Raw genomic sequence first — 24043 nt, forward strand, 5'->3', positions numbered from 1 at the left:
GGTCAACGAATTCGATCGATCAGTTGCAGCAGACATCTTTATTCGCATGACGGAATATGGCTGGGCGGTGCACATCGTCTCGCTGACCGAACGCATGACGTCCACGAACGGCGTTACCGGCAAGTGGCAGAAGCGCTTGGCGTCAGCGGCCTCTGTTGGCCGCGTCGAGGCGGCGCCACGACCCGGAGGCTTCGAGCCGTAACCAGACGTTAAGGGTGCCCTAGACCGAAAGAAATCGTTACGCCGCCGCCCTATTTGGTCTAGAGAGGTGTGCTATGATTGACCCAGCCCGCATTACCTGCGCGTCCGAAATTGCTGTCGGCGAAACGATGTCGGCGTGGATGGGAACGCTGATCAACTATGTGCATTCAGGTCAGCCCGATCTAACCAATCGCCAGATGGCGGTGCTGATGATAGTTTATTTTCTCCCGGCACCGCACACTGTGCGCGGTCTCGCGGCGCAGTTGCGGGTTTGTAAGCCGGTCGTAACCCGGGTACTCAATAAACTTGGAGCACTGGGTTTCTTACGACGGCAGAAAGACCTCTCCGATCTTAGAAGCATATTTGTTGAGCGAACGCCGCAGGGACGCGCGTTTATTGAGGACCTCATTAAATTGTGGGATCCTGGTTACAATCTGGAGGTCAGAGCCGAAAGCTTGAGAGTCGTGTCAGAACGGCGCGATACGGGACGTTGACTCAACCCCGCCGCGAATTGACCGGAGGAAGCAGTTGGGGCATCCCACGGCCCCTGACGCATCCATATTACCCCGGATCGTTTCCAAAATAGGGGAGCACCCTGCGGTGCGCCCCTGTTGTCTGCCCAGCGATGATGCTTAACTGGCGACCACGCTTCAGCGGCGGCGCGCGCAATAACCGACCAGGCCGAAGCCCGCGACCATCAGGAACATCAAAGCTGGCTCGGAAACGGTCGCGAGTGCAAAGGTTATGCTGCTGCCGACACCTGCCGGTCAATGTCGGCTCCGCGAAGCGAGTAACCGATATGCGTTAATGTCTACAGGTCCTATTACAGAGTGGGTGTTCGGTTCGACCACAACCCGCTGTGTATTGTTCTAGCACCTTTGCCACCGCTAATCGTCGCACTCTGAACTCAAAACATTGCTTAACAGCTTTTCGACCTCGGCATGGATGATCTCGTAACAGTCGCAAGCGATGCTCAGCAGCCGATCGCGATCGACGACGGTAATCTTGCCTCGACGATGTTCGACAATGCCTTCAGCCTGAAGATCACGCGCAACTTTTGAAATCGCGTTTCGCTTGACCCCGAGCATGGCGGCCAGGAATTCCTGTGTCATCGGCAGGCGATCGCCGTCGGTGCGATCGTGCGTAAGGAGGATCCAGCGCGCACACCGTCGCCGCACATCGTGAAGAGCGTTGCACGCGACAGACTGCAATGTCGTCCGGGTGAGAACGTCTCGGTACCGTGATACTGCCGAGCAGAACCGAACGCTATCGTCGACCATGTCCTCGAACGCCGCCGCGGTGACCCTCTGCGCCGAACCCGGCAGTTGCACCTGAAAACGGGTGAATGCGGTATCGACGAACCCGCTGGCACTCATGCCCGCAGCGCCCTCGCAGCCGATTGCGGCGGTTTCAGCGCAGCGTCCATCAGGCATGACGACAATCAGGGAGATGATGCCGGCGGTCGGGAGATAGACATGCTCGAGGCGTTGGCCGGGCTCATACAGCACCTGCCCGAGCTCGAGAGGAACAGTGGTCATCCACTGTGCTAATGCGGGTTGATCCTCGGCAAGCACGCGGGACAGAAGGTAGTTGGTGTCGGGCCAGGCGTCGTGGGCTGGCAGTTGCATGGCCATGAGAAAGCTCTTTCGCTCGCGCCGCAGAACCAACCCTGTTCGGTACCGGACGCAGACTCTGAGAGACCATACGACTTCCGGGAAAATCGTGGCGAAAATACGAATTGCCGCGGGAACCACGTCACGATCGCATCGTTAAGCGCACTGTCAGATACATAACGAGCTCTGGCGACGCTGCTTTCGGCGTTGGCCTCGAGGAGAGGCGCTCGTTTTCAGATCACTCTGGAGCCAGCAATGGTCGTATCGGCAAGTACCCAGTTTGGGGATGGCGGCGAGTTACCGAGCGCCGATCCCGCCTGTGATGGTCTTGCGGTTACGACAAGTGTCGATTGCACGCCGCAGCCGCAGGACGGAATTATCCAGCTTGTCGAAGAGACAGTGCGCATCGACAAGCGCAAGGTCGAAACCGGCAAGGTTCGGGTGCGCACCGTCGTCGACGAGGAGCCGGTCGTCGTCCGCGCCACCCTGTCGGGCAATTACGTCACCGTCGACCGCATCCCGGTCAACCGCGTCGTCGATGCTGCACCGCCGCCGCGTGAAGTCGATGGCGTCATGATTATCTCGGTCGTCGAAGAGCGCATTCGCGTTGTCCGCGAGCTTGTTCTCATCGAGGAGGTCCATATGCGCGATGTGCAGACCTCCGAGCCGTTCGAGCAAACCGTAATGCGCCGCGTCATGCGTGCCGAGATTGAACGTGAACACATCGCTCGGGAGATAAATTAATGGCCAACGACCGCAACAATACCGACGGCGCCCCGCCGAGCCACGTCCATATCGAAAAGGGCAAGCCGGTCAACTGGCTGGCATGGATGGCGCTCGGCCTTGGCTTGCTGGCGCTGTTGTGGGCGCTGACACGCCACCGGGACACCCCGATCTCGACCGAGACCGTTTCGACGACCACCACATCGCCCGTCGCGGCAGTCGGTTCAACTGTTGATCCGACCCCTAGCTCAACTGTTGGGGCGACTACGACCGCGTCTGTTAGTACCCTTGGTGCCTATCTTGCCGGTAACGAAGCGGCACCGCGCACCTTCGCCTTCGATACGATCCACTTCGCGACGTCGTCGAGCGAGCTGACCGCACCGGACAGGTCGACGGTCGATGATGTCGCTGGCGTGCTCGGCAAGTACCAACAGACGAACATCAAGATCGTCGGGTACGCAGATGCCCGTGGCGCCGCTGATGCCAACCAGAAGCTTGGTCTCGACCGTGCGAACGCGGTCAAGGCTGCCTTGGTCGGCAAGGGCATAGCCGCCGGTCGTATCGGTACCGGCAGCGGCGGAGCCGCCGACCCGGTGAACACCAATGCGACGTCGTCCGGCCAGGCGGAGAACCGCCGCACCGAGCTCGTCGTCGTCAACCGCTAACTTCGTTCCACCCCAGCCCAGTAGAAGGACATATCATGTCACGTACAATTACCGCACTGTTCGACACCCGTGCCGATGCCGAAGCCGCAAAGAACCGGCTTGAAGCTGCCTCGCTCGAGGTGAGCCATGTCGATATTACCGACAAGACGAGCACTGGCTACACCGATAACCTTGGCACCGGCACGACGTCGCCCGAATCGCAGGGGTTCTGGGCATCGCTCAAGGGCGCGTTCAGCCCAGGCGAGGACCGCCATGTCTATGAGGAAGGCGTCCGCCGCGGTGGCGCGTTGCTGACCGCGACCGTCCACGACAACGACACCGACAAGGCCGTCGACATTCTCGACAACGCCAACTCGGTCGATATCGACGGCCGCGCCAATGACTGGAAGCAGTCGGGCTGGGTCGCCCCGGTTGCGGCTTCCGGCATGGCCGCCGCGCCGATTGCAGGCAATCGGACCACAGGCGCGAACGAAGAAATGATTCCGGTCGTCGAAGAAACGCTGCGGGTCGGCAAGCGGGAAGTCGAGCGCGGTGGTGTCCGAGTCCGCTCGTACATCGTCGAAACGCCGGTCAGCGAGCAGGTCACGCTCCGCGACGAGCATGTGTCAGTCGAGCGTCGTCCGGTCAGCGGCGGCGCGGTCCCGGCCGATGCCTTTCGTGAGCGGACCATCGAAATGACCGAGACCGACGAGGAGGCGGTCGTTGCCAAGGACGCGCGGGTGGTCGAGGAAGTCGTCGTTCGCAAGACGGCCGAAGACCGGACCGAGACGATCAGCGACACCGTGCGTCGGACCGAGGTCGAGGTCGACAACGTCGCCGGCACCGACACGACGCGTGGCGCGATGACCGGGTCAACGACGGCCGGTGTCGGCCTTGGCGACAAGATCGCCGGCCTGGCCAAGGAGGGGGCCGGCAAGATGACCGGCAACGACGAGCTCGAGCGACGCGGCGAAGTCCAGCAAGGCAAGACCGCTATTTAGCTTTTACCATCGAAGGGGAGCACTTCACCGATGAAGTGCTCCCCTTTCATGTCGTTTAGGACGCAGGCAGACAGCCTCATTTCAATTTCATTCTGGTTTCTGCTCGGGTGGTGTTTGGCTTCGATCGACAGCGAGATCGTCAGCAGGTCTGGGGAGGGGCTGCTGCTTGATATCGTTTTCGAAATCGTCGGCGCGGGCCTGACGGTTTCCTGTTTTGCTGGTGCGCGCCGCGCCGGTCAGCGGCTTCGACCTCTATTGGCTTTTCATCACCGTAATCGCCGCGATCGTTATCTTGATCGCAAATCAAGCGGTCGCGGGTGCGCGAGCACAATTTTACGCGTCGTATGGGGCCATCGATCTTACGACCGGCGGCAACCAGCCGGACAATAGTGTTAGCATTACTCTAGTAACCGAAGTGGAGAGGCGAGCTTGCCAACACCTGCATCGCCTGTCCCGGCACTGCCACCGGTTGAGCCGCCTGCGTCCCCCGATGTTGCAAAGGCGCTGACCACCTTCGTCCTGTCTGTCACGATCCTCTACTTTGGGAAAGAGGTGCTGGTGCCGGTGACGCTGGCGCTCTTGCTCGCGTTCGTTCTCGCGCCGCTTGTAAACCTGCTCCGTCGCCTGCACCTTGGGCGCGTTCCGGCTGCTCTGCTCGCGGCAACGCTGGCGCTCGGCCTGGTTCTCGCGATCGGGACGGTGATCGGAACGCAGATTGCGCAGTTGACCACCGACCTGCCGAGCTATGCAGCGACGGTCGAATCCAAGGTCAACCGCGTCAAGGCCTACACGCTCGGTCGAGTGTCCGAGCTCACCGACAAGATCGGATCGCAAACCAAGGCACCTGCGCCAACAGTCACATCGACATCGGCGGGAGCCAGCACGACGGCGCCCGTAGCAGCGCCCACGGAAACGACCGGCTACACGCCGCTCGATCTTGTTCGTCGGTACCTGTCGCCGGTTCTGTCACCGTTGGCGACGTTCGGCGTCGTATTTATCGTCGCAATTTTTGCGTTGCTCCAGCGAGAGGATTTGCGCGACCGAATGATCCGCCTCGCCGGCTCGAATGATCTTCACGGGACGACCGTCGCGATCGACGACGGTGCCCAGCGCCTGCGCCGTTATTTTCTGACTCAGTTGTCGATCAATGCGCTGTTCGGTGTGGTGATCGGCATCGGCCTACTCGTGATCGGTGTCCCCAACCCGGTCCTCTGGGGCATCCTCTCGGCGCTGCTCCGCTTCGTGCCGTATGTCGGATCGCTGATTGCGGCCGTACTGCCAGTAACGTTGGCGGCAGCGGTCGAACCGGGCTGGTCGATGAGCCTGTGGACACTCGCGCTTTACGTTATCGTCGAGGGCGTGACCGGTCAGGCGATCGAGCCGATGGTGTATGGGCGGAGCACCGGCCTGTCGCCATTTTCCGTTGTCGTCGCGGCTATCTTCTGGTCGTGGCTGTGGGGGCCGATCGGCCTGATCCTGTCGACGCCGCTGACGCTGTGCCTCGTCGTCGTGGGACGCCACGTGCGGCGGCTCGAGTTCCTTGACGTTCTTCTCGGCGATCAGCCTGCGCTGACGCCGGTTGAAAGCTTCTACCAAAGGATACTCGCCGGCGACGCCGACGAGGTTCGCGACCAGGCCGAACGGCTCCTCAAGGACCGTTCGCTGTCGAGCTATTACGATGATGTCGCCTTGAAGGGATTGCAGCTCGCGGCGATCGATGCGCAGCGCGGCAATCTTCGGCCCGACCAGCTCTTTCATATCCAGTCGACGATCATTGCCGTGGTAGACGATCTCGAAGGCTTTCCCGACCGTCAGCCCCCCGCCACGGTCCCCGAACGATCCGTCGTGTCGCCGCCCGCCGAAGCTTCAATCAGCGTCGCGGCCGATACACTCCGGATCGAAGACCTGCATGCGGAAACGCTACCGTCGGCGTGGCGCCAGGAAGGCGCAGTGTTGTGCGTCGCGGGGCGGGGGCCGCTCGACGAAGCAGCCGCAGCGATGTTGAAACAGCTGCTCGACAAGCATGGCATAGGTGCCCGCGTCGTGCCGTATGCGGCGGTTGCCCGCGAAGCCATTCGCAGCTTCACCGCCGGCGATGCGAGAATGATCTGCATCTCGTATCTCGAGCTTAGTGGCGAGCCGTCCCACCTGCGCTATCTCATCGAGCGACTGCACCAGCGGATGCCCGGCCTTCAAGTCGTCGTTGGCATGTGGCCGGAGGGGGAGACCATACTCAAGGACACGGTAATGCGCCGCAGTATAGGGGCTAACGATTATACCTCTACGCTCGGTGCTGCGGTGGCGGCGTGCTTTGCGGCCGCGCGCGCAACTGCGGTGCCATCGCTCAGCGGCGGTGTTTGAGCATGGTCAAGCCCACTGCTGCGACGCCGGTAAATGCCGATCAGACAGTCGCGCTTCGCCTCACTGGCTGGGGCCGCACCCTTATCCAAGTCTACAAGGGGTCGGCGAAGGACAACCTCGGACTGATCTCGGCCGGCGTTGCCTACTATGGCTTCCTGACCCTGATCCCGGCGCTCGGTGCCTTAGTGCTGACGTACGGCCTGATCACCGATCCGGGCGAGGTCGCCACACAAATGCGGGCGATCGTACAACACGTGCCGGCGGACGCCGCCAAGCTGATCGACGCGCAACTGACCGGTATCGTCACAACCGCAACTGGCAAGAAGGGGCTGGGACTAGCGATCGCACTGCTGCTCGCAATCTATGGCGCAATGAAGGGTGCCGGCGCTGTCGTCACCGCCTTGAACGTCGCCTACGAAGTGCCGGAAGAACGCAGCTTCGTGCGGACGACGCTCGTCAACGTAGCCGTAACCGTTGGAGCAATCCTGGTCGCGGTGGTGGGCCTGGCGTCGGGTTCGGTGTTCGCCGCGCTTGGTCATTCGGCAGCAGGTCTTTCGCCTGTGGCGGTAATGCTCATCAAGCTCGTCTCGTGGGCCGTTACCGCCGCTATCGCCGTGACGGCAATCGCTTTGTTATATCGGTTTGCGCCGGCCCGTCGGGAACCGCGGTGGCAGTGGGTCACGCCGGGATCGCTTTTAGCTATGTTCGGGTTTCTCGTCGTTACCTTCGGCTTCGGTCTCTATGCGAAGCATTTCGGTCACTACGGAGCGACTTATGGTTCGCTGAGCGCAGTTGTTATTCTTCTGCTCTGGCTCTACCTGTCCGCCTACGTCCTGCTACTCGGTGCGGAACTGAACGCTGAGCTCGAAGGTCAAAGCGCAGCGGAGCAATCGGAGATCAGCGATAAGGTCTCTTGAGACGACTATCAAGCAAGCATCGCAGAAAACCGAATCGTGAATTGGATTCATTGATCTGGATATTGGAAGCATCGTTCCGGCATTTTCTCAATCAGGCGGCATCGGCCCTGCGGCACGCAATGCTGATGCAAGTCGGGCAGATACGCAGAACATCACGCGCGGCGCGCTGGAGCATATTGCTCAGGGCGGGAACATCGAGACGATGGTTGAGGCCGTTGCCCAAAAAGTCGACGTAGATCCGTCTCTGGTTAACCAGATGCTGCCGCATATACTGCCGTTTATCGAAAGCCAAGTGAGCGAAAGGGCGGCGCTTGAGCAACGGGTGGCGGCCTTCTGGGCATGTTGGAAAGCCTGAACGGTCGTCTTGGGCCGTAGCTTTACGTTGGATCGGCATGCTGCCACGTTTATTCGATCGCCTCGACAACTCAGCGATCGCGAAACGGCAGCTATCCCGAGTTCCATGTCGAACAGCCGACAGGCAGTTTTCGGCCCCGTATCAGCGCTTCGGCACCGTTAGTTTACTAATCCCGGTCGGGCCGGCCGCGCGGTAAATCCGCTCTATACAGTCGTCTTTTCGATGCAGCGAGCAAGCGACGAGCGGGAAATCGACGTGCGCGATAGACTTTGAGCGTGGCATGCTCGTCGGCGATCGGATACGCCCAATCGGCGGAGACGAGTGAAGGAGCGGCGGCGCAATTGGCAAGTCTGAAGTCGGACCTGCCAGCCCAGTCGTTGCCAGCCAGCTCGCCGTCGAGCCGGACATAGAGTCTGTCGAGATCGGCGCGGGCACGCTCGACACAGTAGGCGTCGCGGTATTTCTCCGGGTGTAGCGAGTCACCATCACTCACCATAATCACGTTGATGATGTTTCGGGCGCTCGGACCAGCATTGGCGTCTTGACCGCCGCAGCGGGATCGGTGGGTATCAATTTCATCGGTCCAAGATGAAACTCTCGAAATACTCGATGATCGCCGTAGCCTCGAACACCGTGGCATCACCACCTACCCTGCCTTGCCGACAGAGAAGTCGCGATCGGCGACGCGTATTTCTCAAGAGGAACGCCAGTAACCTAAGTTGACAACAAGTTAACAATGGCACAGCTTGCTTAAGGCGCTTCGTCACTGCCTTCGAGAGTGGTGGACGCTGCGACGTCCGCTGGCCCTGATCCCACACCCATCAGAGCCAGCGGACTAGCTGACCACCGGCGGCCTCGTTTCAATGACCAGTGGACCGTGCAAAGTCGGATGGTAGTGGGGTTATGGCCCGGCCTTATCGAAACCGCCGCCGAGCAGATCGAACCGCCCCAGCAGCCGGAACTTGCACGCCGGCGCCGCGCAGTCCGGCACAGAGACCAGAGCCAGCTGGTATCGCGCTGCCCCTCGACTTCGCCATGCCTCTCGCTCTCGTCACAAGTTCCATCGGAGGTGAGCCGGGCTTTCAGCGCACCACTGACCGCGTGGATTGCCTGAAGCTCGGGACGAAGCCTTCTGGAATGCCGAGCACGCCGCTTGGCAGCGATGCCGCATAGTGTTTGATATCCGATGCATTCAATAAGCCACCGATCTCATAGTCAGCGAGCGTCAGCGTGAGTGGTGGGTAGCTTGCCTCCCCAACCTGATACGCATCGTACGCGGGGTTAGGTTTACTCGATCGTATGCGGTCGACAGCGCCTCGGCAGTCGCGAACGGCAGCATGGCACGATCCCAGGCCGCGCGGTCCCGCATGCCCGTGGCGACGCCGGAAGCGCAGTGATGGCGGGCGGGCCGTGCCGCGGAGTAGCCGTGCACCGCGCGGCAGATGATGACGGGCTCGAAAAGGCCACCCGCTAAGGGCAGCGGCAACGCCTTCCGTGGCGAGGCCGCACCGCGACAGCTGCAGGCACAGCAAGTTGATTGCCTGCCGTAAAAAGCGCGAGGTTGCTCTTTTCACCCCCGTCACCGTCTTTGACGAACTCGCGCACGCTCTCGACGGTATCGATGGTCGCATGGGAAAGCGCGTGCAGGTAGCCCAATGCAGTGCCGGTGCCATCGAGACAGTCAAAAAGCGGCAGGGTTGGCACCTCGGAGCTGCAGCAGCCGGTCGGCCCATTGCTGCAAGGTCTCGGCATCGCACTTGGTTAGCGGCAAGCGCCAGCTTAGTGTCACGTCAGCCATGATCGTTTTTTTTGAACGGTTGCGGTCAGGGCTGGCGAAAAGGTGCGAACTTCCTTCCGATCCGCAATTGTGCTATCACAATTCTGATGGCGTCGCAAGAAAGTCTGGTCTCATGGACACGTGGCCCGGTTCCGACAGGGAAGGGGACACCCGTGATGGTCAGGATAGGCGCTGATCAACTTGCAGCGCTCGACAAGTGGATCGCTTCACACCCGGATACCCCGACGCGGCCTGAGGCGGTAAGACGGCTCATGAAGCGTGCGTCGGCAAGCGAGAATAATCTTGGCTGACCTCAAGCCGGCTTTGCTACCACGGGCTTTCGACTTAGCGGCCAATTCTAAATGCGTAACCGTAGAAGAGATCAAGCGACAACTGAGGAAAGAAGGCTACGACGGTGTAGTCATGAACTTCACGGGCGGTTCGCTGTCCCGACAGCTGCGAAAGATTATATTGGCGCGTTAGATATGGCGTCCACGATGCCCGATTCATTCAGCCCGACATGATCCGTGGCATGAAAATGCTTCCGTCGCTCAGCACGCAAGTTGAAACGAAACCGACGCCTTCAGTAAGCGCAGTGGTCATGTGCCACTTTGAAAGCGCCCGGTGCGTATTTCGCGCCTCCAACGTCATCGTGGTGTCGATGTGTCCTAGATGCATCGAGGCGTGCTGAACATGATAGTCGAAACGATTCTGAAGCATCATGTTGTCCCCCCGCAATATTAACGGCTGCTGAGGATATGACCCAATCGCAGACAAGGTTATTTAGAGGTTAATGGGACTGTCCGGCGGGCGTGTTTGCTTGCTTGATGTACCCGCGTTGATCGGCGGTCGCTGACGAGCGCACGGCTGAATATCGATCGATAGCGCTAGCACTGCTGCGTTAGAAATCCGTCGTGGCTTCGTACATCTATCGTTTTGGAGATCATCGATTCGATCGCCAGCGCGACTTGATGGCATGTCAGGCGATCTGCAGATCGATCATACACTGTTGCTTTTGCTCGCCGAGAAGAGCCTTGATCTGGGTTGCGGGGAGGGGCATGGATATCCTGGACTTTGATGCGGACGAGGCTGTTGGTGCGGCATCATACCTGATTGCGAATGAAGCGATCTCGATGTTCGACGACGCTGCTACCGCATGCGAATGCGGCGACAGAGCTGCTGAGCGTCGAGCGCGCGATCGGCACTTCCACCTCGTGCTCGCCCATTCAAGATTGCTGAGAGACAAGCTGATTCTTCAGTGAAAGCTGCTTGACCTCCTACCAGACGAGATTCAACCGCGTGCTTGGTTCGGCAATCTGCGATAGTTCGATGTCGAGAAGCGCGTCAAAAACCCACCGCGTACTACGCATATGTTCTGGCGGCTGGCCAGACCGCTCCACGATCTCGACGTCGGTTATTGCGGTGCGGTAAGACGCCAATGCGAAATAGTGGACTGAGCCAACATCGCAAGAACGGAGATATTGCTCCTTCAACGGAGCAAAACCGACCGCAGAGGGGGAGGGGGTGCTTGCCTACCTGAGTACCAACAAAATGCAGAAGCCTGGTGCGTACGGCCGAGATCCAATCTTTCCCGGCTATATCGCTGATTGAATAGATGCCCGCTCTCATCATGCGATGTTTGATGAGCCGGAAGGCGACTAACGGTGCTGTGATGAGCTGCCGAGACAGCCGTCAGCTCTGCTGCCTGACGGTTATCGTTCGCCTCGACGGCTCCAAGCTAGAATCATGCTTACCGACAGGTGGGCGGAGCTTGACCAGTATCGCCGTTGACCGAAGATTGTATAAGCCCAGCAGCGAGGAAAGACCAGTATGGCAGACGGAACTGCAAAGAATATGGTCAAGAAGGTTAAGGCGGCGACTACGGGCGCGGCATTGCCGAAGGGTGGGGGACTGAGCACGCCGGTGATGCCGTCGCCACAGCTGGCTGCTATCGTCGGCGACAATCCGCTTACGCGCAGCGAAATCGTCAGCCTGATGTGGGTCTATATCAAGGAACATAAGCTGCAGGATGCCGCTGATCGCCGCCAGATTAACGCCGATGCCAAGCTCGAGCCAATCTTTGGCAAAGCGCGCGTCGGCATGTTCGAACTGAGCAAGCTGATTTCCGACCATGTGAAATAGCCGCACGGTGGCATTGATCGAACCTGCTGCTTTTTGACGATTGCCTCGAACAGCTTTGCAGTCTGGCATCTGGCAGCTATTTCGCAATAAACGTCTGAGAGCTGCCAAACAAAGATTGGCCCCATTTTCTGTAAGCGGTCGGGGTAGTGAAAAGTTGGCTTTGGGATGGCGTCGGACATGACCATCAACGATCAGCGGGATGCCCATAATCGGAATGCCACGATGAGCGACCGGCGAGATAAAGCTGGCGGCTCGCCCCGCCGCTCCGGCGATCGCGCGCGCCTTGCTGCGGGCATGGGTGGTGCAACGCGCTCTTATCAGGCGGCTTGAACGCCGATCAGCCGGACGTATTCACGTTCGGGCAGGCCGTAGCCGCTCGCGCACAGACGGAGGAGGCGGGGGCGGTTGGCGATCGCGATGTGCGATCGCCGAGCAATAATCGCGCCGGTCTTTGCGAGGTTGCTAACCGCGACTGTGACGCTTGCGCGGCGGACGCCGAGCATGATCGAGAGCGCCTCATGGGTCAAACCGATGTTGCTGTCGCCGACACGGTCGCCACACATCAGGATCCAGCGTGCAAGGCGTTTGTCGATCGCGTAGCGCGCATACGCGATCGCCGACGTCGCCACCTGAATGGTAAAGACCTGGACGTAGGCGAGGAATAGCGCCCTCGCTGCAGGGTGGTGCGCCATCACCGCGCGAACAGCGCTGGCCTCGACGCGGATTGCTGATCCAACAACCTGCACCATGACGCGGAGCGCGCTGCAATCGTCACCAAGGACGACCGGCAGGTTCACGATTCCCTCGCGCCCGATCATCCCAACCTCGGCTTCGCCGCCCTCGGCATCGAGCGCAATAATCGATACAAGGCCGCTCGTTGGAAACCAGCAGAACTCGATCTTCTCCCCCGCAGTCGCGAGATTGACGCCGAGCGCCAGCGGTTGTTCGACGGCGCGGACCATGATTTCGCGGTACGCCACCACGTCGAGGCGCGTGAGAAGATCATTGGCGACAGAGGACTGCGCGATCATTATTCGTTCCCATGGAGCGGGAAGCTCGATCGTCGACTCGGCGGCTACGGCAGCCGGCACATCCCCACCCCGAGGCTTATATCACAAATTGTTGGTAAGCGTACGCTTCCGCAAGGAAACTGACACTGCGCTCAGAAGGACTGCGGCGCCCAGACCGCTGTCGTCATGAGGCTCAGCCACCACTTTACGACATCGCCTCCTGCACGATTGCGAGCAGTGGCGCGCTAAGCCTTATGGGTTTGATCTGCGTCGAGAAGCTCGCGGCTCAATTCCACGTGGCGGCGGATGTATCTATCCGCATTTAATCCGCTTGAAATGAGGTGCGCTTGAGCGCGGTCGGCCATCGCGGCTGCTGCGACAGGGTCGCTTGCCACCGCCCGTACGGCGGAGCAAAGCGCAGCGGCATCGCCGACTGGCACGTATCGAATTTCCGCGTCGCCGAAATAGTCGCGAAGACCGCCAGTGTCGGTCGCGACGACCGGCACACCCATCAATACCGCTTCTTCGATGACCGTTATTCCGCTCGCATGGTAGTTCGCCTTCAAGGGGACGCACACGAGCGTAGCTCGCGCCATCTCCTGGTGTAGGCTCGTATTGGTTCGCAGAACGGCGATTTTGACGTTTGGCATCGCGTTCGCAAGGCGACGATTGATCGAGCCCGAAAAAATGGCAATCTCGATTTCGGTGCAAGTCTTTGCCGCAGCGATCAAAGTTGCCCAATCGCGATGTCGATCATTGCCGATTGCGAGCACGCGGATGGGAGTGTTCGAGCGTACCTTGGTGGCGAGCGCGACCTCCGAAGCAATACCGAACGGAATGCGCTCCACCCGTTTCTTGGGGAATAGAGCCCGTGCAATTGCGAGATTATCTTCCGAATGAACTGTCAGCACAGTTAACCGCTGAATGAGCCGTCGAAATAATGCCCGTCGGATTGAGCTCAAGCCGGCCCAGCGATCGAACAACCAAATCGCTTGCCCGAGGATGAGCGGTCCATCGCCGACTACAGCGGCGACGCCAAGAAACTGCGACTCGGTGTGCGTCCAAATGATGTCCGCCTGTCGCATCGCGTGTCGTTGCCGCCACGCATGAACTAGATCGAAACCTGTAATGACACGTAATCCGAGCCGAATGAATCGGCTCAGATAGTTTTCACGATGTGATTGGGAGAATGTGACGGTGCATCCCATAGCTATAGCGCGGCCATAACCGTAAGGGGTAAAATCGTTGATCCCAACCAATGTCCCTGCGGCGCGCGCAGCGACCCACTGTAGGGCATCCTTGTCCCGGGCAAGATGAACGAACACTCGGATATACGGGGTTTCCTCGCGCTGCTGGGGCTTGATCATGCTAAGATCACGTAAATTCAAACCAACTCTCACACATGTACCTAAACATGCCGACCATTCCTGACGTCGACCAAGCTCTTCACCGATACGATTATAACTTAATGGAAGGGTTTGGAAGTTCGAAATAGCCGCCTAAATCGCCTGACAGCCTCACACTTATCGAAGTGTGATGCTTTTGGTGCTGGCTAGCGTGACGTCGTGTAGCGCGCGTTACTTGGTCCTGCAGGTCGTCCTCCCACGAAGCCACCGCGGAACAGTCCGCCTTCCCAAGCCCGGACGTCTGCTATGAAGGTGGCGTGCTCCACCCCGGGGGAGACACCCTGCTGGACAAACACGAAACCCGGGTTCGTTTCTCGCGCCTTTCGATACTCTTGGTGCGTCGCAGATAGAGATGAGACCGCAGACATAAAACCGTAGTCCTTCCCAGCATCTGGGCAAGCATGTCTGATCTCCGCAGCCCCTGCAGAGAGTCGATCTGCGGCGAGTTAGGCTGAGCGCCGAAGTCCTCGACCATAATGAAATCATGGCACGGGGTGATCACGACACGCCGAGCTGCTGCGCGCTCGGCTCGAAACCGGAGATGAGGCAGCTGATGAAAATCTCGCATGAGGCAAGATCAAGCGGGAGAGGCCGATTGTCCATGATCCATGCGGCGGCGGCTTGCCGGTCAGAGATGCTGCTGAGCCGCGGCACAGACGACTGATGGTGGAGCATGATTATTCTGCGGTCGTGCTTAGATATCGTAAGCGAACGCGGATTCGGGAAACTTATGTTGGCAGGTACTCAACGGCGCACCGCGTCGAAACATTCTTCGCTTTCCAAACCCGTGTCATACGAAGACCGTCAAAAAATTGGATCTGAGCCTTATGAAGCCGTAGCGAGCAAATCCCTTCTGACCTGTGTGCGAGAACGAAGCACGCATTCTAGCGCGTGCTTTTGTGTCCGTGATTACGTCCTACCAGGGAAGACATAGTCTTTGACGTCCCACCTCGCCGCCGCGGTCAAGCCCGCGTGGTTTTGGTGTTGGTTCGGGGGCAAGCCAAACGTCGCGTTCGATAAGTGACTTCACGTTAGGTTCTGAGCAGTGAAGTGTTCCGCAAATCCTTGATTGTCGGGTAGCCGTCAACCGCCATCAGTAGATCGGCCTCCGCAAGCACGGAGCGCAAGACGTGGACGATGCCCGCCGTGCCATCCAAGGCCAGCCCGTAGGCGTACGGTCGCCCGATACCGACGGCAGTCGCGCCCGCCACCAGCGCCTTGACGACATCGGTGCCCGAGCGGATCCCTGAATCGAACAGCACCGGGATGTTCTGAGAGGCGGCGACAACCGCCGGCAGCATGTCGATCGCCGCTAATCCGCCATTTGCCTGCCGGCCGCCGTGGTTCGAGCAATAGATACCGTCAACACCACCGTCGATCGCGCGTTTGGCATCGTCCGGGTGGCAAATGCCCTTCAGGATGAGCGGCAGCTTGGTCAGCGAGCGCAGCCACGGCAGATCATCCCAGGTTAGCGGCAGGCCGAATGTCTGCGCCCAGGCTCCAACAGCGGCGGCACCGTCCTCCTCCGGCGGCAGCTTCAGCGACGCGCGGAAAACGGGATCAGAAAAGTAGTTCGCCAGGGCGTGGCCGCGGAGTTGCGGAAAATTCGATTCGTTGAGGTCCTGCGGCCGCCAGCCGGTAAGCCAGGTGTCGAGCGTCACGACGATGCCTTTGAAGCCGGCCGCCTCGGCACGGTTCACGAGGCTTTCGGCCAGCGCACGGTCCTTGGGCGTATAGAGCTGGAACAGGCCCGGCGTGTCTCCGAACTCTGCGGCGACGGCCTCCATCGGATCATTCATCAACGTCGAGGCGACCATCGGTACGCCGGTCTGGGCAGCGGCGCGGGCGGTCGCGATGTCGCCGTGGCCGTCCTGCGCGCACAGGCCGATGACCCCGATCGGGCTCATGAAGATCGGCGTCGGCAGGTGCATTCCAAATATGTCGACCGACATGTCACGGACCGAGCAGTCGACCATCATTCGCGGCACGATACCGAGCCGCTGGAACGCCGATGCATTGTGGTCCTGCGTGAACTCGTCGCCGCAGCCGCCCTGCACATAGGTCAGCGTCGCCGGCGGCAGCGCCATCGCGGCGCGCTTGATCAGGTTGGCGTAATCGACCGGCAGGCGTGGCTTCACGCCGCGCAAACCGCCGAAATAAATCTCATTCTGGTAATCGCCGGGGTGCGTCATGGGCGGTCGATCTCCGTGGGCGGTGGCTCGTGGCCGGACTTTAGCACCGGCTTGCCCAGTCCGGTGCCGCCAAATGCGAAGCTCAGCGCGGCCTTGTGGTCCGACCAGTCGAAGCAGCGTCCGACAACGGGAACGATCTCCCCGCGCGCTAGCCAGTCGCCTATTTGAGCGAGGTGCGCCGCGGCGTGGTCGGGTTCGAGCTGCATAAATTGGCGCTCGTCGACACCGACCAGCGCCGCACCCTTCATCAGGCTGAGATTGACCGGTAGCGCCGGAATCGGGCCGCCGACAAAGCCGACAACCAGATGCCGCCCGCCCCAGCCGAGCGAGCGGAACGCCGCCTCGAGTAACGGCCCGCAGACGGGGTCGAGCACGACCCCGAGCGGCCGCCCGCCGAGCGCCGCCTTGAGCCGATCGCGCCAGCCATCGACGATGGTATCGATCGCGGCTTCGGCACCGTGGGCAACGGCGAACGCGCGCTTCTCGGGGGTCGAGCCGACCGCGATAATTTGAGCGCCGAGCGCCCTGCCGACCTGGATCGCGGCAAGCCCGACGCCACCCGCTGCGCCAAACACCAGCAACGTCTCTCCGGCGCGGATTTGCGCCCGGTCGCGCAAGGCGTGAATTGCTGTCAGGTAGTTGAGCGGGACGACCGCGCCCTGCTCGAAACTGACAGCGTGAGGTAGCTTTACCGTCAAAGCCGCGCGGGCGATCGCATACTCGGCAAACCCGCGCGTCACCATCGCCATAACACGGTCGCCGACCCGCCAGCCGCCGACTTCCTCCCCGATGGCGTCGACCGTTCCTGCAACGTCGACACCCGGGACGTGCGGCAACGCTGGTTTGACCTGATAGCGGCCGAGCGCGACCAACGCGTCGACATAGCCGATGCCGACGGCGGCGATCTTGATCCTCAACTCGCGCGCCTTGGGCTGTGGGAGATCGATCTCGACCTCCGCGTAGTCGTCGAGGTTGTCGAGGCGGTCGGCCTGGATGGCGCGCAAATCGGATCCCCTAAGCGTTACGCGAACCGGTATTCGGATGGGTCGAAGACCGACGTCATGCGCCAGTAGTCGACCAGCCGATAGGGCAGGACCGCGAACACCCGCCCGGCAGGATTGCGGTACCAGTTGTTCAAGCCCTTGTGCGTCCAGACCATGCCGTCGTGAAGTTGGTCGACCTCCTCGACGAAGGCGTCGTGGACGGGGGCGCGAACATCGATGCTGTGCTTGCCGCTTTCGATAACCTCGCGCAGGCAGTTCATGATGTAGCGGACCTGGCATTCGACCATGAAGATCGCGTTGCCGCCGTGCGCCAGCCCGGTGTTGGGACCGAGCAGAATGAAATAGTTCGGAAACTCCGGGACCAGTGTGCCGAGATAGGCGGTCGCGTCGTCGGGCTTCCAGACCTCGTGCAGGTTGATGCCGTGGCGGCCCTTGATGATCATCGGCCACAGCATTTTGCTGGCTTGGAAGCCGGTCGCGTAGACAATCGCATCGACTGACGTGAGCGTGCCGTCGGCTGTGACGATACCTTCGGGCGTGATCTCGGCGATCTTGTCGGTGACGAGAGCGACGTTCGGCCGTTTCAGCATCTTGTACCAGTCGTTGTCGATCAGGATGCGCTTGCCGTACGGCGGATAGTCTGGGATCACCTTCGCCAGCAGTGGCGAGTCGGCGCCGAGCTCGCTGCGGATGTGCCGCTCCATGAAGTCACGATGGCGATCGTTCTTCTGGTTGATTGAGCGCGTCGGGTTCTGCCATTCCGGGTCGACCTTGAGCGCGGAATGCAGCCCGTCGGCAAAGCCCCAGAACAGCTGGAAGCGATACCAGCGCCCGTAATACGGGATGTTGGCAAGCGCCCATTTCTTGCCGTCGGCGACCTCGCCGAAATAGTTCGGGTTGGGCACTACCCAGTGCGGCGAGCGCTGGAAGATGGTCAACTCCGCGACATCGGGCGCGATCGTCGGGCCGACCTGGTGGCCGGACGCGCCGGTGCCGATCATGGCGATGCGCTTGCCGCGCCAGTCGAACGCCGGGTCCCATTGCGCGGTGTGCAGCGCCGTTCCGGCAAAGCTGTCGCGACCCGGGATGTCGGGCAGCTTGGGGCGGTTGAGGATGCCGACCGCCGACATGATGGCGTTGGCTTTGAGCGCGTACTCACTGCCGTCGGCGCGGCGCGCGGTGACGGCCCAGGTCTGGGTCGCGTCATCGAACGTGCAGGCGGTGACCTCGGTGCCGAGATGGGTCCGCCGACGCAGGTCGTGCTTGTCGGCAACCCCCTCGAAATACTGCCACAGCTCATCGCGCTTGGCGTAGAAGTGCGACCAGTCGTGGTTCGGCTCGAAGGAATACGAGTAGAAGTGGTTCGGCGTGTCAACGCCGCAGCCGGGGTAGCTGTTCTCGAACCAGGTGCCGCTCACCGTAGCGTTCTTCTCGATGATGGTGAACGGGATGCCGGCTTGCTGGAGCCGGATCGCGGCACACATGCCCGACATACCAGCACCGATGACGACGACGTGGAAGGCGTCGAGCACGGCGTCGCCGGGGCGGTCGCGCCAGACCAGACCGCGCGGGTCGACGGCGGCGGGCTCAAGATCCTCGCGCATCATCGCGACATAGTCCTCGCCGACCGGCTCTCCGGCGGCGGTGTTCAGCATGTCGACGAGCAACTGGCCGCCCGGGATCGGCGGCAACGGGCGCGGATTGCGGGCGTAGTCCATCAGCACGTCGAACAGCCCGGCGCGGATCTCGGCGCGCAGCGGCTCAGGCATGGTCTCGTGATAGCTCATCGGGCCGGCGATATGCGGGCGGGCGCGGTCGAGCCACGAGGCATCTCTGGTCAACTGGACCAGCACCAGCATCAGCGTCGCCGCGTCCGCCGCTTCGAGCGCGGCGCGCAACTGCTCGGGCTGAGAGGCGAGCGTATCGAGATTGTGGTTGGTCATTTGTGCGGGTTATCCATGCGGAGTCAGGCGAACGCCGGGAGGGCGCGAAAGTCGTTGCCGGTCGCCGCAATGCGGACCGCGTGATCGCCCGCAAAGTGTGCCGGGATCAAGATCGCCTGCTCGGCAGCGGCGCGGGCAAGGACATGGCGGCGAGCGGCGCGGGCCTGCACGGCGTCCTCGCAGAAGATGCTGTTCCACTCCGGATTGAGGATTTGCAACGGGTGGTGGAGGACATCGCCGACGAACATCGCGCTGTCGCCGCCGCTGACGATGGTCATGGTCTGGCAGCCGGGCGTATGGCCTGGATTGGCGTCGAGGCGCACGCCGTCGGCGATCTCCATGCTGCCGGTGACGATCTCGGCAAGGCCACGATCGAGGATCGGCCGGACGCTGTCCTCGAAAAATCCGGCGTTGACCGCCTCCCCGATCATCTCGGGGAATTTGTCGCGGTTGCTCGGGTCCAAGTATTCGACGTCGGGGGCGGGGAAGACGTAGCGCGCGTTGGCGAAGGTCGGCACCCAGGCGTCGCCGTCGAGCCGGGTGTTCCAGCCGACGTGGTCAACATGAAGGTGCGAGCAGACGACGAGGTCGATGTCGTCAGCGCCGAAGCCGGTCGCGGCCAGCCGGTCTAGGAAGTCGGTATCGAGGTTGGCGAACACCGGGATGCCGGGGCGGACCTTATGGTTACCACAGCCGGTATCGAACAGAATGACCTTGTCGCCGGCCGCGATCACCCAGCTCTGGATGCGGGCCTGGATCGCGTCGGTCTTGTGATCGAGATAGGCTTCGCCAACGCCGTCGCGGGTTTCGGCATAGCGGTCGGCGTCGAATCCGGTGAACAGCAATTCTGGCGTCAGGAATTCGCCACGCCACTCCTCGACGCGGTGGACGCGCATCTTGCCGACAGAAAAACTCTCCATGCTCTCCTCCGTCCCAAGCGACGACGACCCTGACCGAGTCTCTATTTACGCTACTGCGGAGTAGTTATCGATAAGTGTCTTGGCGTCAAGACGGCACGCCGTGACCGCATGCTGCCGCGACTAAATCCGCGAAACTCTTGGTGCAGTGCAGCATTATCGAAGCGCCAATGCGGTACGCTTTAACGGTTGCGTCTTCCTGGCAATCAGCCATATTTACGCAGCGGTAGATAAAACATCGCCGCGATTTGGGGAGTTCGACATGCTCGTATCGACAGTTGGCAGGGTCAACCGGCAATCGCCGAGTGCCCGCCGGGCCCACTGCCGCTTTCTTGCGAGCACAATTCTCGTTGTCGTACCGGGTGTTGCACTCGCCCAGGCAGAACCGGCCGCGGCGCCAACCGGCACATCCGCAACCCCCAGCCTGCCGAACACGACGACGGCTCCGCCGACGGCCGCACCGAACGGCGTTGCCGACATCGTCGTCACGGCGACTCGGAGCTCCGAATCGCTATCGAAAGTCGCCGCCTCGGTCACTGCGATCTCCGGTGACGCAATCGGCGCGGGCGGCATCAAGGACATCGGCTCGTTGTCGTCGGCGGTGCCGAACCTCTCGGTCGGCGACCAGTTCGGCGTCAACCGCACCTTCATCCGCGGCATCGGCCTGACCAGCATCGACCTCGGGGCCGATGGCGCGGTCGCCTTCCTGCAGGACGGCGCCATTATCGCGCGGCCAGCCGCGCAGCTTGCCGGCTTCTACGACATCGACCGTGTCGAGGTGCTGCGCGGGCCGCAGGGCACGCTATATGGCCGCGGTGCCACGGCGGGCGCGATCAACCTGATCACCAAGCGCCCGACCGAGGAACTCAGCGGCTACGCCAACGCGAGCTACGGCAATTACAACGCCGTGACGCTTGAGGGCGGCGTCGGCGGGCCGATCGTCGGCGACAAGATCATGGTCCGTGTTTCCGGCAAGTACGACCGCCGCGACGGCTATGGGAAGAACCTGTTCACGGGCAACGACGTCGACAATCGCAATGCCTATGCGATCCGCGCCAGCGTCCTCGTCAAGCCGTTCGAAGATTTCGAGATACTCGTGTCAGGCGAGCATTTTCACGAACACGACAACGACTATGCTTTCCACTACTTCGGCCCGACGATCGCGCCGGACAATCCGCTCGGCGCGGTGTTCGGCGGCAACACCCTCATCAGCTATTCCGCCAAGCAAGGCGTTGCCCCGAATTTCCGCAAGATCTATTCGGATCAAGATGCCCTCAACCGCCGTAACGGCAACAGCGTCACGGCAACGATCGACTGGCGACCGGACAACTGGGACGTCAAATCGATCACCTCGTACCACGACTTCTCGCGCTTCAATCGCGACGATCTCGACGTCACCAACGTCCAGGCGTTCGGGCAGAACAACTATACCGAGAAGAGCAAGACTGTCAGTCAGGAATTCCTCGGCACATACAAGACCGCGCGGTTCGATGCCCTATTCGGCGCGACCTATTTCCACGAGCAGCTGTTCGGCGAAGTGCGGGTGCCGCTGACCAACTTGGGCGTTTTGCTCGGGCTGCCGGCGAACGCCCTCAATGACCAATTCTACCTGCAGAGCGGCACTGTCGATATCGACGCCTATGGCATTTATGGACAGGGCAGCTACTTGGTCACCGACGAGCTGAAGATCACCGCGGGCGCGCGCTACAGCTACGAGAAACGGACTGGGGTGGGCAGTTTTCAGTTCCTCAATTTCGTCCCGACCGACAAGTCTAAGGGCTGGGGAGCGGTCACGCCGACAGTCCAGGCAAGTTACCAGCTGACCGATCAGACGTTGCTTTATGCGTCGGTGACGCGCGGCTTCAAGTCGGGCGTCATCAACGTCGGCTCCGAGAACGCTGTCATCAACCCGGAATATGCGTGGGGCTATGAGGCGGGCGTCAAGTCGTCGGCCTTCGACAACCGGCTGGCGGGCAGCCTCGCCGCTTTCTACATCGACTACAGCAACCTGCAGGTCGGCTTCGTCGGTGCGGACAGCGTCGTCACCACGGTCAACGCTGCGTCCGCGCGTAATTACGGCCTCGAACTCGAATTGCGCGCCCGCCCGACGCAGGGCCTGAGCCTGGAGCTGTTCGCGACTTACCTCGACGCGAGGTACACGAACTTCACCACCGGCGATTATCGGCAGGGCTTCGCGCTGGTCAATCTGAAGGGTAACCGCCTGTCGAACGCGCCGGAATTCACCGTCCGCGGCGGCGCGAACTACGACATCCCGCTGGGCGACGCCGGCAAGATCAACATCCGCGGCGACGTCAACTGGCAGGACCGGGTGTACTTCACCGAGTTCAACAACGCCGACGCCACGCAGGCACCCTATGCCACCGTCAACGCCGGGGTCCGCTACACCACCGCCAGCGGACGCTGGTCGCTCGACCTCTGGGGCCGCAATCTCACCGATCACTTCATCATCACCAATAACATTGTTTCGGCGCCGCTGTATTCGAGCGTCCGCGTCGGCTCCCTCGCCCCGCCCCGAACCTACGGGGTGACGGCGAGCGTAAATTTCTGACGGCCGCGACGTCGACTGTGGGCGAAGCCCCGAACTTTTCGTTCGATCCAACCGATCCCAGGCTGCTGGCCGATCCGTATCCGGTATTCAACTGGCTGCGCGACAACGACCCAGTGCACTGGTCCGACGGAGGCTACTGGGTCGTCACCCGCTACGACGACGTGCGTGGCGTCCTCATGGACCGCGAGCATTTCGGCCAAGGCGACTTCATCAAAAACATCCAGCTGTTCTACGGCCCCGATTTCGACGTGCTTGCCCACGCATCGTACCGCTGGCTGTCGGAGGTGTTTGTCTTCCAGGACCCGCCCCGGCACACGCGGCTGCGTGGCCTCGTCACCCAGGCGCTGACTGCCAAGCGAGTCGCGGCGATGCGCCCGCGCGTCCAGGCGATCTGCAACCGCCTGATCGACGGTGTCGAAGCGAGCGGCGGCATGGAAGCGATCCACGATTTCGCCTACCGGCTGCCGACATTGGTGATGTGCGACATGCTCGGGATCACCGAGGACGAGGCGTCCGACACCTTGCTGTCGCAACTCAACCTGGCGATCGCCGAGTCCTTCCTCGTGTTCGGCATGGAAGCGCTGCCGCCCGCGATCCTTGCACGCGCCGATCGACAGATGGAGTTTCTCGAGAATTTCTTCCAGTCAATCTTCGATCGGCGGCGCATCGAGCCGCGCGACGACGTCGCGACCGGGCTGCTGAACGCCCGCGAAGGCACCTCGGCGCTGACCAACCGTGAGATGGTGACGGTCGCCATCGCGCTGTTCGGCGCCGGGTTCGAGACCACCGCGCACATGATCGGCAACGGCCTGCTGACGCTCCAACGGCACCCTGCCGAGTGGTCGCGGCTGGTCGCCCAGCCCGAACTCGCGCGCGCCGCGACCGAGGAAATCCTGCGCTACGAAAGCTCGCTGGTCGCCACCTACCGGACCGCGCTGAGCGATACGTCGGTCGGCGGCAAGGCGGTGACGCAGGGCCAGCGTGTGCTCTGCATCGTCGCCGCCGGCAATCATGACCCCGCGGTGTTCGATGCCCCGGAGCGCTTCGATATCGCGCGCGGCGGTGCCAAGCACTTGTCTTTCGGCGGTGGCATCCACTTTTGCGTCGGCGCCGAACTCGCGCGGTTGGAAGGCGAGATCGCGCTCGAAACCATCACGCGCCGGTTGCCGAACATGATCGTCGACAGCGCCGTACCTGCCTGGCGCGACGGGCTGCTGTTCCGCGGGCTCAACCGCCTCGACGCGCGCTGGGCACGCTAGACACCGCAA

The 24043-nt window shown here is 61.4% G+C and carries 22 protein-coding genes; 13 read left to right on the forward strand and 9 right to left on the reverse strand.

All coding sequences use genetic code 11. From position 1 onward, the window contains the following. Positions 1-341: 341 nt before the first annotated feature. On the forward strand, positions 342-695 hold the full coding sequence (locus KZX46_RS02550) for a MarR family transcriptional regulator (RefSeq protein ID WP_216711586.1): 354 nt from the start codon (positions 342-344) through the stop codon (positions 693-695). Positions 696-851: 156 nt separating this feature from the next. Here KZX46_RS02550 and KZX46_RS23405 read toward each other — a convergent pair whose 3' ends face one another. Further along, on the reverse strand, positions 852-947 hold the full coding sequence (locus KZX46_RS23405; RefSeq protein ID WP_226895911.1) for a PEP-CTERM sorting domain-containing protein: 96 nt from the start codon (positions 945-947) through the stop codon (positions 852-854). Positions 948-1088: 141 nt separating this feature from the next. Continuing rightward, entirely contained in the window at positions 1089-1835 is a 747-nt protein-coding gene (locus KZX46_RS02560) for a Crp/Fnr family transcriptional regulator (protein WP_226895824.1), read from the reverse strand. A gap of 234 nt (positions 1836-2069) precedes the next feature. Here KZX46_RS02560 and KZX46_RS02565 point away from each other — a divergent pair, with 234 nt between their 5' ends. From KZX46_RS02565 to KZX46_RS02595, 7 genes are all read left to right on the forward strand, one after another. Continuing rightward, the gene (locus KZX46_RS02565; RefSeq protein ID WP_219773775.1) at positions 2070-2558 is read left to right on the forward strand and encodes a YsnF/AvaK domain-containing protein; all 489 of its coding nucleotides are present in this window, start codon (positions 2070-2072) and stop codon (positions 2556-2558) included. After that, on the forward strand, positions 2558-3202 hold the full coding sequence (locus KZX46_RS02570) for an OmpA family protein (RefSeq protein ID WP_226895825.1): 645 nt from the start codon (positions 2558-2560) through the stop codon (positions 3200-3202). Before KZX46_RS02565 ends, KZX46_RS02570 begins: the two co-directional genes overlap by 1 nt. Before the next feature lie 35 nt (positions 3203-3237). Beyond that, positions 3238-4182: a DUF2382 domain-containing protein gene (locus tag KZX46_RS02575; RefSeq protein WP_219773776.1), complete on the forward strand. Its 945-nt coding sequence runs from the start codon at positions 3238-3240 to the stop codon at positions 4180-4182. 114 nt (positions 4183-4296) lie between these two features. Next, positions 4297-4572, forward strand: a complete 276-nt coding sequence (locus tag KZX46_RS02580; protein WP_219773777.1) for a hypothetical protein — start codon at positions 4297-4299, stop codon at positions 4570-4572. Between the two features lie 39 nt (positions 4573-4611). Continuing rightward, complete coding sequence (locus tag KZX46_RS02585; protein ID WP_219773778.1) at positions 4612-6543, forward strand: AI-2E family transporter; 1932 nt, start codon at positions 4612-4614, stop codon at positions 6541-6543. A gap of 2 nt (positions 6544-6545) precedes the next feature. After that, the gene (locus KZX46_RS02590; RefSeq protein WP_219773779.1) at positions 6546-7460 is read left to right on the forward strand and encodes a YihY/virulence factor BrkB family protein; all 915 of its coding nucleotides are present in this window, start codon (positions 6546-6548) and stop codon (positions 7458-7460) included. A gap of 202 nt (positions 7461-7662) precedes the next feature. Beyond that, positions 7663-7815, forward strand: a complete 153-nt coding sequence (locus KZX46_RS02595) for a hypothetical protein (protein WP_219773780.1) — start codon at positions 7663-7665, stop codon at positions 7813-7815. Positions 7816-10102: 2287 nt separating this feature from the next. On the opposite strand, the gene KZX46_RS02600 is transcribed toward KZX46_RS02595, so the two are convergent. Next, positions 10103-10315 carry a hypothetical protein gene (locus tag KZX46_RS02600; RefSeq protein ID WP_219773781.1) on the reverse strand — a complete coding sequence of 71 codons (213 nt, stop codon included), beginning with the start codon at positions 10313-10315 and terminating at the stop codon, positions 10103-10105. Positions 10316-10650: 335 nt separating this feature from the next. Between KZX46_RS02600 and KZX46_RS02605 the strand changes: the two genes are divergently transcribed. The 3 genes from KZX46_RS02605 (at position 10651) to KZX46_RS02615 (ending at position 12064) form a co-directional block, all read left to right on the forward strand. Then, positions 10651-10854 carry a hypothetical protein gene (locus tag KZX46_RS02605; protein ID WP_216711663.1) on the forward strand — a complete coding sequence of 68 codons (204 nt, stop codon included), beginning with the start codon at positions 10651-10653 and terminating at the stop codon, positions 10852-10854. A 568-nt stretch (positions 10855-11422) separates the two neighbouring features. Next, positions 11423-11734 carry an SWIB/MDM2 domain-containing protein gene (locus tag KZX46_RS02610; RefSeq protein ID WP_226895826.1) on the forward strand — a complete coding sequence of 104 codons (312 nt, stop codon included), beginning with the start codon at positions 11423-11425 and terminating at the stop codon, positions 11732-11734. Between the two features lie 177 nt (positions 11735-11911). Then, positions 11912-12064, forward strand: coding sequence for a hypothetical protein (locus KZX46_RS02615; RefSeq protein WP_219773782.1), 153 nt, complete (start codon positions 11912-11914; stop codon positions 12062-12064). Here KZX46_RS02615 and KZX46_RS02620 read toward each other — a convergent pair. The 6 genes from KZX46_RS02620 to KZX46_RS02645 form a co-directional block, all read right to left on the reverse strand. After that, the gene (locus KZX46_RS02620) at positions 12052-12765 is read right to left on the reverse strand and encodes a Crp/Fnr family transcriptional regulator (protein ID WP_219773783.1); all 714 of its coding nucleotides are present in this window, start codon (positions 12763-12765) and stop codon (positions 12052-12054) included. The genes KZX46_RS02615 and KZX46_RS02620 overlap by 13 nt on opposite strands. Positions 12766-12989: 224 nt before the next feature. Continuing rightward, positions 12990-14111, reverse strand: a complete 1122-nt coding sequence (locus KZX46_RS02625) for a glycosyltransferase (protein WP_219773784.1) — start codon at positions 14109-14111, stop codon at positions 12990-12992. Positions 14112-15181: 1070 nt separating this feature from the next. After that, complete coding sequence (locus KZX46_RS02630) at positions 15182-16342, reverse strand: alpha-hydroxy-acid oxidizing protein (protein ID WP_219773785.1); 1161 nt, start codon at positions 16340-16342, stop codon at positions 15182-15184. Next, positions 16339-17346 carry an NADPH:quinone oxidoreductase family protein gene (locus tag KZX46_RS02635; protein WP_219773786.1) on the reverse strand — a complete coding sequence of 336 codons (1008 nt, stop codon included), beginning with the start codon at positions 17344-17346 and terminating at the stop codon, positions 16339-16341. Before KZX46_RS02635 ends, KZX46_RS02630 begins: the two co-directional genes overlap by 4 nt. 17 nt (positions 17347-17363) lie before the next feature. Further along, complete coding sequence (locus tag KZX46_RS02640; protein ID WP_219773787.1) at positions 17364-19289, reverse strand: NAD(P)/FAD-dependent oxidoreductase; 1926 nt, start codon at positions 19287-19289, stop codon at positions 17364-17366. Between the two features lie 23 nt (positions 19290-19312). Next, a complete protein-coding gene (locus tag KZX46_RS02645) occupies positions 19313-20209 on the reverse strand; it encodes an MBL fold metallo-hydrolase (RefSeq protein WP_219773788.1) in 897 nt (298 codons plus the stop codon). Between the two features lie 259 nt (positions 20210-20468). On the opposite strand from KZX46_RS02645, the gene KZX46_RS02650 reads away from it, so the two are divergent. Both KZX46_RS02650 and KZX46_RS02655 read left to right on the forward strand, forming a co-directional pair. Then, entirely contained in the window at positions 20469-22775 is a 2307-nt protein-coding gene (locus tag KZX46_RS02650) for a TonB-dependent receptor (RefSeq protein ID WP_219773789.1), read from the forward strand. A 17-nt stretch (positions 22776-22792) separates the two neighbouring features. Beyond that, positions 22793-24034: a cytochrome P450 gene (locus KZX46_RS02655; protein WP_226895827.1), complete on the forward strand. Its 1242-nt coding sequence runs from the start codon at positions 22793-22795 to the stop codon at positions 24032-24034. Positions 24035-24043: the final 9 nt, after the last annotated feature.

Origin of the sequence: Polymorphobacter sp. PAMC 29334 (assembly GCF_019431245.1) — a bacterium.
Classification (GTDB): domain Bacteria; phylum Pseudomonadota; class Alphaproteobacteria; order Sphingomonadales; family Sphingomonadaceae; genus Polymorphobacter_B; species Polymorphobacter_B megasporae.

Bases quoted from the DNA above. Each gene is read 5' to 3' on its own strand.
- KZX46_RS02550 (WP_216711586.1), top strand. From the start codon at position 342: ATGGGAACGCTGATCAACTATGTGCATTCAGGTCAGCCCGATCTAACC.
- KZX46_RS02560 (WP_226895824.1), bottom strand. From the start codon at position 1,835: ATGGCCATGCAACTGCCAGCCCACGACGCCTGGCCCGACACCAACTAC.
- KZX46_RS02565 (WP_219773775.1), top strand. From the start codon at position 2,070: ATGGTCGTATCGGCAAGTACCCAGTTTGGGGATGGCGGCGAGTTACCG.
- KZX46_RS02570 (WP_226895825.1), top strand. From the start codon at position 2,558: ATGGCCAACGACCGCAACAATACCGACGGCGCCCCGCCGAGCCACGTC.
- KZX46_RS02575 (WP_219773776.1), top strand. From the start codon at position 3,238: ATGTCACGTACAATTACCGCACTGTTCGACACCCGTGCCGATGCCGAA.
- KZX46_RS02590 (WP_219773779.1), top strand. From the start codon at position 6,546: ATGGTCAAGCCCACTGCTGCGACGCCGGTAAATGCCGATCAGACAGTC.
- KZX46_RS02595 (WP_219773780.1), top strand. From the start codon at position 7,663: ATGGTTGAGGCCGTTGCCCAAAAAGTCGACGTAGATCCGTCTCTGGTT.
- KZX46_RS02600 (WP_219773781.1), bottom strand. From the start codon at position 10,315: ATGATGCTTCAGAATCGTTTCGACTATCATGTTCAGCACGCCTCGATG.
- KZX46_RS02605 (WP_216711663.1), top strand. From the start codon at position 10,651: ATGGATATCCTGGACTTTGATGCGGACGAGGCTGTTGGTGCGGCATCA.
- KZX46_RS02610 (WP_226895826.1), top strand. From the start codon at position 11,423: ATGGCAGACGGAACTGCAAAGAATATGGTCAAGAAGGTTAAGGCGGCG.
- KZX46_RS02615 (WP_219773782.1), top strand. From the start codon at position 11,912: ATGACCATCAACGATCAGCGGGATGCCCATAATCGGAATGCCACGATG.
- KZX46_RS02620 (WP_219773783.1), bottom strand. From the start codon at position 12,765: ATGATCGCGCAGTCCTCTGTCGCCAATGATCTTCTCACGCGCCTCGAC.
- KZX46_RS02625 (WP_219773784.1), bottom strand. From the start codon at position 14,111: ATGATCAAGCCCCAGCAGCGCGAGGAAACCCCGTATATCCGAGTGTTC.
- KZX46_RS02630 (WP_219773785.1), bottom strand. From the start codon at position 16,342: ATGACGCACCCCGGCGATTACCAGAATGAGATTTATTTCGGCGGTTTG.
- KZX46_RS02640 (WP_219773787.1), bottom strand. From the start codon at position 19,289: ATGACCAACCACAATCTCGATACGCTCGCCTCTCAGCCCGAGCAGTTG.
- KZX46_RS02645 (WP_219773788.1), bottom strand. From the start codon at position 20,209: ATGGAGAGTTTTTCTGTCGGCAAGATGCGCGTCCACCGCGTCGAGGAG.
- KZX46_RS02650 (WP_219773789.1), top strand. From the start codon at position 20,469: ATGCTCGTATCGACAGTTGGCAGGGTCAACCGGCAATCGCCGAGTGCC.